Annotated in this window: 5 protein-coding genes; 4 read left to right on the plus strand and 1 reads right to left on the minus strand. The window is 66.8% G+C overall.

Annotated elements, in window-relative coordinates; translation table 11 throughout:
* Nucleotides 1-19 precede the first annotated feature (19 nt).
* The gene (dgt, locus tag ACY34H_RS14885; protein ID WP_464978249.1) at nt 20-1,237 is read right to left on the minus strand and encodes a dGTP triphosphohydrolase; all 1,218 of its coding nucleotides are present in this window, start codon (nt 1,235-1,237) and stop codon (nt 20-22) included.
* An 83-nt stretch (nt 1,238-1,320) separates the two neighbouring features.
* Here dgt and ACY34H_RS14890 point away from each other — a divergent pair, with 83 nt between their 5' ends.
* From ACY34H_RS14890 to ACY34H_RS14905, 4 genes are all read left to right on the plus strand, one after another.
* Nucleotides 1,321-2,799, plus strand: coding sequence for a sodium:solute symporter (locus ACY34H_RS14890; RefSeq protein ID WP_464978250.1), 1,479 nt, complete (start codon nt 1,321-1,323; stop codon nt 2,797-2,799).
* Nucleotides 2,800-2,847: 48 nt separating this feature from the next.
* Complete coding sequence (gene sppA / locus ACY34H_RS14895) at nt 2,848-4,728, plus strand: signal peptide peptidase SppA (protein WP_464978251.1); 1,881 nt, start codon at nt 2,848-2,850, stop codon at nt 4,726-4,728.
* Nucleotides 4,725-5,141, plus strand: a complete 417-nt coding sequence (locus ACY34H_RS14900; RefSeq protein WP_464978252.1) for a VOC family protein — start codon at nt 4,725-4,727, stop codon at nt 5,139-5,141. Before sppA ends, ACY34H_RS14900 begins: the two co-directional genes overlap by 4 nt.
* Before the next feature lie 470 nt (nt 5,142-5,611).
* The gene (locus ACY34H_RS14905; protein ID WP_464978253.1) at nt 5,612-13,867 is read left to right on the plus strand and encodes a DUF4214 domain-containing protein; all 8,256 of its coding nucleotides are present in this window, start codon (nt 5,612-5,614) and stop codon (nt 13,865-13,867) included.
* Nucleotides 13,868-13,926: the final 59 nt, after the last annotated feature.

Raw genomic sequence — 13,926 nt, forward strand, 5'->3', positions numbered from 1 at the left:
TTTGTCACCGGTATTGCCGTCAGCCATAGATGCGCTCAAGGCTGCCTTTGCCGAAGTATTTTTCGTATTCGACGGCGGCGTTCACGTCCATCATGCCGGCCAGGTAGTCGAGCACGAGGCGTTCGCGCGAGTCGGCCAGGCAGCGCAGCTCGGGCGGCAGCAGCACGTTGTCGCGGTTGTAGCGGCGGTCGGTCAGTACTTCGAACAGGCCGCGGATGATCTTCTCGCCTTTTTTCTCGTACAGCTGGACGTCCTTCTTGCGCAGGATCGCCTTCCACAGCAGCGTCTTCAGGCCGCGCGCCAGCGGCCCCATCGTGCGGTAGCCGAGTTCCTGGCCATGCTTGCCATCGATCACGGCGATATCGCGGCACAGCTCGTGCACGATCTGCGACGTCATCTCCTTGCGCAGCACGATCGAATATTCCTCGGAACTGGCTTGCGCTTCGCTTTTCAGCGCTTCTTCGTGGGCGCCGTGGGCGATGCGCGAAAACGGTTCGAAGGCGTCGGCGAAGTCGCGGCTGATGCGGAATTCGTGCAGGATCTCGCCCCAGGTGATGATGCCGAAGCTCATCGCATCCTCCAGGTCGTGCGCGGCGTAAGCAATCTCGTCCGACAGGTCCATGATCTGTGCGTCGATGGTCTTGCGGATCGCCAGGCCATGCCGCGCCATTTCACCGGAGAGGAAGTGAAAGTCCTCGTCGTACAGGAATTTCTTCGGGTTGTCCGCACGGCGGTAGAAATACTTGGTGATGCCGGCCAGCGTACGCACCGTCAGGTTCAGGCCCGCATAGGCGTGGTGCTTTTTTTCCAGGGTGCGCAGGATGCGGAAGGCCTGGGCATTGCCCTCGAAGCCGCCATGTTCCGCGCCCAGTTCGTCGAGGATGCGCTCGCCGTAATGGCCGAACGGCGGATTGCCCAGGTCGTGCGCCAGCGCGCACGTTTCGGCCACCACGCTGCGTTCCAGCCCCAGGTCGGCGGCGATCGAGCGGGCGATCTGCGCCACCTCCAGGCTGTGCGTCAGCCGGTTGCGGTTGAAATTACTGGCATCCACGCCGAGCAGCTGCATCTTGCCCTGCAGCCGCCGGAACGACGACGAATACAGCACGCGCGCATAGTCGCGCATGCATTCCTCGCGGCCCGCGGCGCGGCCGTCGGCCTGCGCATGGATGCGTACCTCGAGCGGCAGGATCAGCGCTTCCTGCTCGCGCGCGAATTGCCGGGTAGCTTCACTGTACATACGGATTTCCTCTTTGACTCCGGCGATTGTAGCCCGGCGGCCAGTGTATATTGCTGCCGATTCACACTTTGGATGCATCGAGCATGTCCCCGGCTTTCCTGTTTTTCGTCATCTTCGCGTATTTCGGCCTGCTGCTGGCGGTGGCCTGGGCCACTTCCCGCAACGCCGACAACGCCAGCTTCTTCATCGGCAACAAGAACTCCAGCTGGGCGCTGGTCGCGTTCGGCATGGTCGGCACCACGCTGTCCGGCGTCACGTTCGTCAGCGTGCCCGGCGCCGTCGGGCGCGACGGCTTCGGCTACCTGCAGATCACCGCCGGCTACGTGATCGGCTACCTGGCCGTGACGTTCGTGCTGCTGCCGCTGTACTACCGCCTGAAACTGACCTCGATCTATCATTACCTCGACGTGCGGCTGGGCCGGCGCGCCTGCCAGAGCGGCGCCGCGTTCTTCATCGTCTCGCGCACGCTGGGCGCCACCGCGCGGCTGTACCTGGTCGTCAACATCCTGCAGGCCACCATCCTGGACCGCCTGGGCGTGCCGTTCTGGGCCACCAACCTGGTGATCCTGCTGATGATCCTGCTTTATACGTACGAGGGCGGGGTGAAGACGATCGTCTGGACCGACACGCTGCAGACTACCGGCATGCTGGCCGGCCTGGCCGCCTGCGTGTGGTTCCTGCTGCACGCGATGAACCTGTCCGTGGCGGACAGCCTGGCGCAGATGCAGGCGGCGGGCCTGGCGCGCGTGTTCGACTTCAACGTCGACAGTCCCGGCTACCTGTGGAAGCAGGTGGTGGCCGGCGCCTTCATCACGATCGCGATGACCGGCATGGACCAGGAAATGATGCAGAAGAATATCTCGGTGCGCACCTTGCGCGGAGCGCAGAAGAACATGCTGCTGCTCACGGTCATCCTCGTGATCGTGCTGGGGCTGTTCCTGTTCCTTGGCGGCCTGCTGCACCTGTATGCGCCGCAGGCCGGCGTGACGGCCAGCGGCGACAAGCTGTTCCCGACGATCGTGATGGAGCACCTGCCGGCCGCGATGCAGCTGGTCTTCTTCATCGCCCTGGTATCGGCGCTGTTCCCCAGCGCCGACGGCGCGATCACCGCGCTCACGTCATCGTTCTGCATCGACCTGCTGGGCGTGCAGCGCAGAAAGGGAGCCCATGCACTGGACGAACGGACTGCCATGCGCTGGCGCCACCGCGTGCACCTGGGCTTCTGCGCGCTGTTCCTGCTGCTGGTAATGGTGTTCAAGTGGATCGACAGCGCCAGCATGATCGGCGTGATCCTGAAGCTGGCCGGGTACACCTATGGTCCTCTGCTGGGCCTGTTCGGCTTCGGGCTGCTGACGCGCCGCGCCGTGCGCGACCGGCTGGTGCCCGCCGTCGTCATCGCCGGGCCGGTCCTGTGCGCGCTGCTGGAACACTGGCAGCACCTGTTCTTCGGCAGCTATCGGCTGGGGCTGGAACTGCTGCTCGTCAATGGCCTGCTCGTGTTTGCCGGGCTGTGGCTGGTTTCCTCACCCGGAAGGCGTGGCGCGCTGGCTGGCGCAAACTGATACAGTCACGTATAGAGTCACCTTATCAACATTATCTCGGAGTTGCCCGTGTCCCGATCCGTGTTTTCCTATATCCGAGGCGGCGTTGGCCGCGTGTGGCGCTTCATCGATGCCAGCCGCCGCGCCGTGATGAACCTGATTTTCCTGGTCATCGTCATCGCGCTGCTGTACGCGCTGTTTGGCGGCGGCGCCAAGCCGCTGGGCGACAAGACGATGCTGGTCCTGAATTTGAACGGGCAGCTGGTCGAGCAGGCGCCGGGCGGCGCCAAGCTGGCCGCGCTGGCCAATCTCGGCGACGACAATGTGCGCCGCTACATCCAGCTGCGCGACGTGCTGCGCGTGCTGGACAATGCAGCCCGCGATCCGGACATCGGCGGCGCCCTGCTGCTGGTCGATGAAATGGAAGGCGGCGGCCCGGCGATGCAGCGCGAGATCGCCGCGGCCATCGACCGCTTCCGCGCCAGCGGCAAGAAGGTGGTGGCCTGGGGCTCGAACTACAATCAGGGCCAGTACCAGATCGCCGCCCATGCCAGCGAAGTCTACCTGCACCCGATGGGCACCGTGATCCTGGACGGCTACGGCAAGTACCGCACATATTACCGCGATGCCCTCGACAAGCTAGGCGTCACGGTGAACCTGCTGAAAGTGGGTAACTTCAAGAGCGCCGCCGAGCCGCTGGTGGCCAACGGCCCGTCGCCGGCCGCGATGGAAGCGGAGGCCTACCTGAACAACGATCTGTGGAACCGCTACCTGCAGGATGTGGAAACGGCCCGCAAGCTGCCGGCCGGCACGATCGCGCGCGGCATCGAGAACCTGCCGGCCCTGGTGGAGCAGAGCGGCGGCAACCTGGCAAGGATGGCGCTGGGCGTGAAGCTGGTCGATGGCCTGAAGACGCGCGACGAGATCCGCGCGCTGGTCCTCAGCCACGGCGCGCCGGACCTGGAGAACAAGTCGTTCCGGCAGGTCGGCTTCGACGAATACCTGGCGCGCCTGGTGCCGCAGATGACGGGCGACGCGATCGGCGTGGTGATGGCGGTCGGCGAGATCGGCGACGGCATCGCGGCGCCGGGCGCGATCGGCGGCCTGTCGACATCGAACCTGATCCGCATGGCGCGCGAGGACGACAGCATCAAGGCCATCGTGCTGCGCGTCGATTCGCCCGGCGGCAGCGCGTTCGGCTCGGAACTGATCCGGCGCGAACTGGAACTGACGCGCGCGGCCGGCAAGCCGGTGGTCGTCTCGATGGGCAACCTGGCGGCATCGGGCGGCTACTGGATCTCGATGTCGTCCGATGAAGTGATCGCCGATGCATCGACGATCACCGGCTCGATCGGCGTGTTCGCCCTGTTCCCCACCGTCGACAAGGTCATGGACAAGCTGGGCATCCACACCGGCGGCCAGCCAACCACGTGGCTGGGCGATGCCGGCAACCCGACGCGGCCGATGGATCCGCGCTTCGGCCAGCTGCTGCAATCGTCGATCAACCACGTCTATGCCGAATTCACGACGAAGGCCGCGCAAGCCCGCAAGAGCACGCCGGAGAAGATCGACGCCGTGGCGCAGGGCAGGGTGTGGACCGGTGCGCAGGCGCAGGAGCGCGGCCTGGTCGACACGCTGGGCAGCTTCAATGACGCGGTGCGCTCGGCGGCGCGCCGCGCCAAGCTCGGTACCGACCCGCGCATCGTCTATATCGAGCGCGAGACAACGCGCTTCGACAAGCTGCTCGATTTCTTCGGCGCGCCGCAAGCCGTCAGCGACATCATCGACGCCGCCGTGGCGAAACAGGTGGGCTCGGTGCTCGCACCGGCCGGCATCCCCGCCGGCGTGGCGGGCCATGTCGTGAAGGAGCTGAACTGGCTGAACGAGATGACGGCGCAGAAAAAGCCGTTCATGGCGCTGACCCACTGCATGTGCGGGGTGCCGGAGTGACACCTCTGGCGGCAATCGACCTGCAAGTGCGCGACGTGCGGCCCTTTGTCGGTGCCGCCGACTTCGCCGTGTCGAAGTCGTTCTACGTGGCGCTGGGCTGGCAGGCCGAGTACGAGGATGCCAGCCTGGCCCTGCTGGCCAACGGCAGCCACCGCTTCTACCTGCAGAACGCCTACGCCAAGGAGTGGGTCGAGAACACGATGCTGCACGTGACCGTGGCCGACGCGGCGGCGGCTCACGCACAGGTAGGGGCGCTTCTCGATACCGGCAGGTTCGGCAGCGCCCGCGTGGCGCCGCCGAAGCGCGAGGTTTACGGGGCGCTGGTCACTTACGTATGGGATCCGGCAGGTGTGCTGCTGCACCTTGCGCAGTGGCTCGGCGACAGGCCGGCGGCCAGTACCGCGCAGGCATGAACATCGCCGATCCGGCGCCCATCGCGACGGATGGCTTCACCTGGCAGCAGCGCGACGGCACGGAAGTAGTGGCGTGCACGCGATCCTGCGGCCGGCAGGTCGACCTCCCCGGTCGCTTTCCAGCAGCTCATCGGCGTCGCGCCGGCCTGGCCCGGCGAGCATGTTCCATGCTCGCCGATCGCTAGCATAAAAAATTCTTTCTCGCAATTTCTGGTTCATGAGAGAACCTTCGCGGCGCCACGCCCATGCGAATAGGGTTCATGTACGGAAGAGCGCACACGCTTATATCGCCCATGCACGAAAGATAACTGTTGCCGCGGCGTTTTGCGCCAGCAGCAGGAAATGCGCTGTTTTTGTCGTCCCGTCGCGACTGGCAATAGTACTTCTGGGCGAAGTTTGACGCAGGGCAAGAGCGCGATATATCCCACCGGCATTATTTGAATTCCAAAAATTACTGTTGGGAAATCGCGATGAGTACCGTAACGACCCTCTTCGATGCCGTTCTGGACGGCACGCAGCAATATTACCGTCCCCGCCTGCCGTGCGATATCGCCGGCCAGGATAACGACATCGGCTTTTCCGCGATCTGGTATGCAGACGACATCATTGCGATCAACCAGGCAAATCAAAACGCACTCTACAGTTATACGTCGCAGATCATCACGCCGACGGTTAGCGGCGCCTACACGCTCACCGTCGACTCCGCGGTGGACCTGTGGACCGACAGCGGCTTGGGGGATTTGCGCCATGACACCCAGATCTGGCTGTACGACACGACGTTCGATCCGCTGAACCCGCTCGTCAATATCATTGCCGCCAACGAGGACATCGATTACAGGGACGAGGAAGGCGTGCCGGTCAACTGGCTGTCGCAACTGCCGGACATGGAGCTGGTTGCCGGTCACACCTACGTTCTGGTGGTCACCACTTACTCCGCCGATGCCACCGGCGCCGCGAATTTCAGCGCCGTCGGGCCAGGTCAACTGATGTTGGGCGAACTCCCCCCAGATAGCACGGCACCGGTGGTGGAATCGGTCGATGTGCCGGCATCGGGCACCTACAGCGCTGGCGCACACCTCGACTTCACGGTCACGTTCGATGAAGCGGTGCTGGTCGACACGGTCGGCGGCACGCCGGCATTGGGCCTCGACATCGGCGGCCAGGCGGTGCGGGCGGAATACGTCGGCGGCGGCGGCACCACCGCGCTGACATTCCGCTACACGCTGGTCAATGGACTGAGAGATACCGACGGCATCGAAGTCACGGGACTGGCGCTACACGGCGGCTTGATTCGCGATCTCAGCGATAACGATGCCGATCCTGCGCTGCACGACGTGGACAGCACCACAGGCGTGCTGGTCGACAGTGTCGCACCAGCCGTTCTTGCGGTCGCGGTACCGGCAGCGGGAACCTATGCGCTGGGAGGGCAATTGGAATTCACGGTGACGCTCGATGAAGCCGTCACCGTCGATACCGCAGGCGGCACTCCGCGTCTCGCGCTGGTCATCGGCAGCCAGACCGTCTATGCGAACTACGTGAGCGGCAGCGGCACCACGGCGCTGGTATTTCGGCACACCCTGACAGTCGGCAGGTCCGACAGCGACGGCATCAGTATCGGCGCGCTGTCGGCCAATGGCGGCACGCTGAAGGATGCCGCCGGCAACAATGCCGCGCTGGCGCTGCAAGGGGTAGCGAGCACCACTGGCGTGCTGGTCGACAGTGTCGCGCCGTCCATCAGCGGCGACATCAGCGCCCCTGCGGCTGGCTCGTACCGTGCCGGTGAAGCACTGAGTTTTATCGTCACTTTCGACGACAATGTGACCGTCACGGGAACCGACAGCTCGCTGAGTATTGTCATCGGCAGCACGACACGCCTTGCCTCGTTTGTTTCCGCCACGAGCAATTCGATCACGTATGTATATACCGTGCAGCCGGGCGAGAACGATGCCAACGGCATTGCCATCACGTCGCTGTCCACGGGCACCGGCACGATCCGCGATGCGGCCGGCAACGACGCTTCGCTGACGCTGTTCCGGCATATACCGTCAACGGCCAATATCCTGGTGGACACGCGGACACCAGCGGTGACCGGCGTGACGGTACCGCCGAATGGTACGCACACCGCCGGCACGGTTCTCGATTTCACGGTCGCCTTCGACGAGGCAGTGACGGTCACCGGCATCGACGGCACGCTGGCCCTGACGATCGGCGGCACCGCCCGCAGCGCAACCTTCCTGTCCAGCAGCGGCAACACGGTGACTTACCGATACACGGTGCAGGCCGGCGATAACGATGCCGACGGCATTGCTGTCGGTGCGATCAGTACCGGCAGCGGCGCGATCCGCGATGCGGCCGGCAACAACGCCGCGCTGTCGCTGGTCGGGCGTATACCCTCGACCGCGGGCATCATGGTGGACACGCAGGCCCCGGCGGTGACCGGCGTAACCGTGCCGCCGAATGGCACGCACACCGCTGGCACGGTGCTCGATTTCACGGTCGCTTTCGACGAGGCAGTGACCGTCACCGGCATCGACGGCTCGCTGGCGCTGACGATCGGCGGTAGCGCCCGCAGCGCAACCTTCCTGTCCAGCAGCGGCAACACGGTGACTTACCGCTACACGGTGCAGGCCGGCGACAATGATGCCGACGGCATTGCTGTCGGTGCAATCAGCACCGGCACCGGCGCGATCCGCGATGCGGCCGGCAACCACGCATCGCTCGTGCTGACGGGACGGGTGCCCAGCACGGGCGGCATCCAGATCGATGCCGCCGGTCCCGTCGTGACCGGCGCCATTGCCGTCCCCGCCACCGGTACCTATGCGGCCGGCGACACCCTGATATTCACGGTCGCCTTCGACGAGGCGGTGACCGTCACCGGTACCGACGGCTCGCTGGCGCTGATGGTCGGCGGCGCGGCTCGCAACGCGACATTCCTGTCCAGCAGCGGCAACACGGTGACCTACCGCTACACGGTGCAGGCCGGCGACAACGATGCCGATGGCATTGCTGTCGGTGCCATCAGTACCGGCAGTGGCGCGATCCGCGATGCGGCCGGCAACAACGCCACGCTGTCGCTGGCCGGGCACGTGCCTTCGACCGCCGGCATCACGGTGGATACGCATGCGCCAGTGGTGACCGGCTTCACGGTACCGCCGAACGGCACGCATGTCGCCGGCACGGTGCTCGATTTCACGGTTGCCTTCGACGAGGCGGTAACCGTTACCGGCACCGACGGCTCGCTGGCCCTGATGGTCGGCGGCGCGGCGCGCAGCGCGACCTTCCTGTCCAGCAGCGGCAACACGGTGACCTACCAGTACACGGTGCAGGCCGGCGACAACGATGCCGATGGCATTGCTGTCGGTGCCATCAGTACCGGCAGCGGCGCGATCCGCGATGCCGCTGGCAATGACGCCACACTGTCGCTGGCCGGGCAGGTACCGTCGACCGCCGGCATCACGGTGGACACGCAGGCGCCGGCGGTGAACGGCGTGACGGTACCGCAAGCCGGCATCCATGGCGCTGGGGAACATCTCGACTTCACGGTCGCCTTCGACGAGGCAGTGACCGTCACCGGCACAGACGGCACGCTGGCCCTGGTGGTCGGCGGCGCGGCACGCAACGCGACGTTCCTGTCCAGCAGCGGCAACACGGTGACGTACCGCTACACGGTGCAGGCAGGCGACAGCGATGCCGACGGCATCATTGTCGGTACGCTGGACCTGGGCACGGGCACGATCCGCGATGCGGCCGGCAATGACGCGACGCTGGTGCTGACGGGGCGGGTACCCAGCACGGGCGGCATCCAGGTCGATACCGATGCACCTGTCGTGGCTGGTGCCATCGGCGTGCCCGCCGCCGGTACCTACGCGGCCGGCGACACGCTGGTGTTCACGATCACGTTCGACTCGAACGTGATCGTGCAGGGCACCGGCAGCGTGCTTGGCCTGACGATCGGCGGCGCGGTGCGCGAAGCCATCCTGGTCTCCTCTCCAGGCACGACAACCCTTACCTATGCCTACACGGTGCAGCCGGGGGACAGCGACGCCGACGGCATCGCCGTGACCGGCATCGCGCTGAACGGCAGCACGATCCGCGATGGGGCCGGCAACGATGCGATGCTGGCGCTGGGTGGCCATGTGCCGCCACTGGACGCGGTGCTGATCGACACGCAGGCGCCGTCGGTGGCAGGCGTTTCGGTTCCCGCAGTCGACACGTATCGTGCCGGCGACATGCTGAGCTTTACCGTCTACTTCGACGAAAACGTGACCGTCGCCGGTAGCGACAGCACGCTGGCATTGACGGTCGGCAGTACGTCGCGCATGGCCTCCTTTGCGTCGAGCAGTGGAAATTCTGCCACCTACACGTACACCGTGCAGGCCGGAGAGAACGATGGCGATGGCATCGCGATCGGGGCGCTGGCGCTGGGCACGAGCACGATCCGTGACGCCGCCGGCAACGATGCCGTGCTGTCGCTGGCCGGTCGCCTGCCGCCGACTGCGGGCATCGTGGTGGATACGCAGGCGCCATCGGTGGCAAACGTCACGGTGCCGCCGGGTGGTCTTTACGGTACCGGCGCGCACCTCGATTTCACCGTCGCCTTTGACGAAGCGGTCAATGTCGGCGGCGGTGGCAGCACGCTGGGCCTGGCGATCGGCGGTGCCGCGCGCGCGGCAACGTTCGTGTCCAGCAGCGGCAACACGGTGACGTACCGGTACACGGTGCAGGCGGGCGACAGCGATGCCGATGGCATCGCCATCACCGGGCTTGCCCTGAACGGCAGCACCATCCGCGACGCTGCCGGCAACGACGCGACACTCGCGCTGGCCGGCCATGTGCCGCCGCTCGGTGGCGTGCTGGTCGATACGACGGTCCCCGGGCCGGTGGATACGCAGGCACCGTCGGTGGCTGTCGTCGGCACGCCAGCCAACGGCACGTACGCCGCTGGTGGCCAGCTGGAGTTTACGGTGGTCTTCGATGAGAACGTGACCGTCGGCGGCACCGGCAGCACGCTGGGCCTGGCGATCGGCGGTACCGCGCGCAATGCAACGTTCGTGTCCAGCAGCGGCAACACGCTGACGTACCGCTACACGGTGCAGGCGGGCGACAATGATGCCGACGGCATCGCCATCACCGGGCTTGCCCTGAACGGCAGCACGATCCGCGACGCTGCCGGCAACGACGCAACACTCGCGCTGGCCGGCCATGTGCCGCCGCTCGGTGGCGTGCTGGTCGATACGACGGTGCCGGGGCCGGGCGATACGCTGGCACCGTCGGTGGCTGTCGTCGGCACTCCGGCCAACGGCACGTACGCCGCTGGCGGCCAGATGGAGTTTACGGTGGTATTCGACGAGAACGTGACCGTCGGCGGCACCGGCAGCACGCTGGGCCTGGCGATCGGCGGTACCGCGCGCAATGCAACGTTCGTGTCCAGCAGCGGAAATACGCTGACGTACCGATACACGGTGCAGGCGGGCGACAATGATGCCGACGGCATCGCCATCACCGGGCTTGCCCTGAACGGCGGCACCATCCGCGACGCCGCCGGCAACGACGCGACACTCGCGCTGGCCGGCCATGTGCCGCCGCTCGGTGGCGTGCTGGTCGATACGACGGTCCCCGGGCCGGTGGATACGCAGGCACCGTCGGTGGCTGTCGTCGGCACGCCAGCCAACGGCACGTACGCCGTTGGCGGCCAGCTGGAGTTTACGGTGGTCTTCGACGAAGCAGTGACCGTCGGCGGCAGCGGCAGCACGCTGGGCCTGGCGATCGGCGGTGCCGCGCGCAATGCCACGTTCGTGTCCAGCAGCGGCAACACGGTGACGTACCGATACACGGTGCAGGCGGGCGACAATGATGCCGACGGCATCGCCATCACCGGGCTTGCCCTGAACGGCAGCACCATCCGCGACGCTGCCGGCAACGACGCGACACTCGCGCTGGCCGGCCATGTGCCGCCGCTCGGTGGCGTGCTGGTCGATACGACGGTCCCCGGGCCGGTGGATACGCAGGCACCGTCGGTGGCTGTCGTCGGCACGCCAGCCAACGGCACGTACGCCGTTGGCGGCCAGCTGGAGTTTACGGTGGTCTTCGATGAAGCCGTGACCGTCGGCGGCACCGGCAGCACGCTGGGCCTGGCGATCGGCGGTACCGCGCGCAGTGCGACGTTAATGTCCAGCAGCGGAAATACGCTGACGTACCGCTACACGGTGCAGGCGGGCGACAACGATGCCGACGGCATCGCCATCACCGGGCTTGCCCTGAACGGCAGCACCATCCGCGACGCCGCCGGCAACGACGCGACACTCACCCTGGCTGGCCACGTGCCGCCACTCGGTGGTGTGCTGGTCGATACGACCGTCCCCGGGCCGGGCGATACGCTGGCGCCTTCGGTGGCTGTCGTCGGCACGCCAGCCAACGGCACGTACGCCGCTGGTGGGCAACTGGAGTTTACGGTGGTCTTCGATGAAGCCGTGACTGTCGGCGGCGGTGGCAGCACGCTGGGCCTGGCGATCGGCGGGGCCGCGCGCAATGCAACGTTCGTGTCCAGCAGCGGCAACACGCTGACGTACCGCTACACGGTGCAGGCGGGCGACAGCGATGCCGATGGCATCGCCATCATCGGGCTTGCCCTGAACGGCAGCACGATCCGCGACGCCGCCGGCAACGATGCGACGCTCACCCTGGCCGGCCATGTGCCGCCGCTCGGCGGCGTGCTGGTCGACGGCAGCGCGCCGGATACCGTCGCCCCTGTATTCGGCGGGGCGACCGTCAATGGACGCACGCTGGTGCTGGCGTACGACGAGGCAGGCCAGCTCGACGCGGCGCATGGCCCGGCTGCAGGCGCGTTCACGGTGATGGTCGGCGGCGCGGCCGTCGCCGTATCGGCAGCCGCTGTCGATGCCGCAGCCCGCACGGTGACGCTGACGCTCGCCACGGCGGTGCGCGCTGACCAGCCGGTGACGGTCGCCTACGCTGACCCGACCAGCGGCAACGATGCCGCGGCGATCCAGGATGCGGCCGGCAACGATGCCGCACCGCTGGCGGCGACGCCGGTCATGAATACCACGCCGCCGATCCAGAATCCGCCGCCGCCGGCCGGTCCGCCGCCAGCCGGCGACAGCACGATCGATGGCGTGGTGGTCCGGGTCGTTACCGTCAACCACGGCGACGGTTCGGTGTCGCAGGTCGTGTCGATCCCGGTGGTGACGTCGACGCGCGTCGAGCAGGTGGGCGACAAGGACATGGCCGACATTGCGCTGGTGAGGAATGGGGCTGGCACCAGCCTGCTGACCGCACAGCTGCCGGTGGGCTTCGGCCTGGAGGCCAGTGGCGCGGCCCGGCCGGCATCGGCTGCGGCAGCGTTGACGGACCTGGTCAGCGAAATCCGTGCGCACACTCCGGACGGCTCCGTCGACCAGGTGCAACTGACCGGAGCCGGCAGAGGCTACGTCGGCACGCTGGATGACGCGACACCGCTGCTGGTGCAAACCCTCGTGCCGACCGCCGCGGCGAATGCCGTTCCGGGCACGCTGGTGATTTCCGGCGCGCCGGCCGCCGCGGGCCACGTGCCGACGGCACTGGTCATCGATGCCCATGGCTTGCCGCCCGGTTCGAGCATCGCATTGCATGATGTGGAGTTCGCGGTGGTGGTCGGCGCGGTGCGGATCGTCAGTGACGCCGGGGCCCAGGTGGTATGGGGAGACAGCGCGGCGCAGGAAGTCGTGCTGGGTGCGGGTGACGACGTACTGCACGGTGGCGCCGGCAACGATATCCTCGCCAGCGCGGCCGGCAGCGACAGCGTATTCGGCGACGCCGGCGACGATGTCGTCATCGGCGGCGGTGACAACGATACGATCGATGGCGGCAGCGGCAGCGACATCGTGCAGCTGGCGGGCAACGGCCGTGCCGACTACACCCTGCGCATGCTGGAAGGCGACCTGGTGGTCGCGCACCGCGGCGGCGGCACGGATGGCAGTGATATCGTCAGCAACGTGGAAACGCTGCGGTTCCTGGGCGCCGACACGTCGGTCGCGGGCACGGCGACGCGCCTGGTCGAAGCACTGAGCGGCAAGCAGGCCAGCGCGACCACGCTCGACGGGATGGAGCGCATGGCGGAGCAGGGCGCCAGCCTGTCCCAGGTCGCGCATGCACTGTACGACCAGGCTGCTGCCAACACGGCACTGGACGATGCCGGTTTCGTCGGCCAGTTGTACCGGAACGTGTTCGACCGGGCCGCCGATGGCAACGGGCTGGCTTACTGGACGGGCAAGCTGGGCAGCGGCGCGGCCCGTGCCGACGTGGCACTGGAGTTCGCCAATTCGGCCGAAAAGCTGGCATTGCCCACCGATCTGGACTTCGGCACCACCGACGTCGGCACGCTGGTGCGGCTGTACAGCGCGCTGTACGACCGCGCGCCGGACGAGGCCGGCCTGAACTGGTGGATCGGCGCCCATGAAGGCGGGATGTCGATGGCGGCAATCGCCGACGCGTTCGTGGCGGATGCGGAAGGCCGCGGCCAGTACGGCGGGCTGGACGATGCGGAATTCGCCGCAACGCTGTACCGTACGGCGCTGCACCGCGACGCAGTGGCGGGGGAAGCGCAATACTGGGGCGATCTGCTGGGGAGTGGCCACGTCGACCGCGGCGACGTGCTGCTGGCTTTCGCCGATTCGGCGGAGAAAGTAGCACTGATGGGCGTCATGTCGACCAGCATCGAGATGCTGTAGCCGCCCGCAGTCGTGGCGGTGCGCCGGGATCGCACAAGCCCGGCGCGCGGCCGCTTACG

Source organism: Pseudoduganella sp. jia 9, from assembly GCF_055502615.1.

What these genes read in the sequence shown, in the direction of transcription:
- dgt (WP_464978249.1), bottom strand. Translation starts at nt 1,237, where the DNA reads ATGTACAGTGAAGCTACCCGGCAATTCGCGCGCGAGCAGGAAGCGCTG.
- ACY34H_RS14890 (WP_464978250.1), top strand. Translation starts at nt 1,321, where the DNA reads ATGTCCCCGGCTTTCCTGTTTTTCGTCATCTTCGCGTATTTCGGCCTG.
- ACY34H_RS14905 (WP_464978253.1), top strand. Translation starts at nt 5,612, where the DNA reads ATGAGTACCGTAACGACCCTCTTCGATGCCGTTCTGGACGGCACGCAG.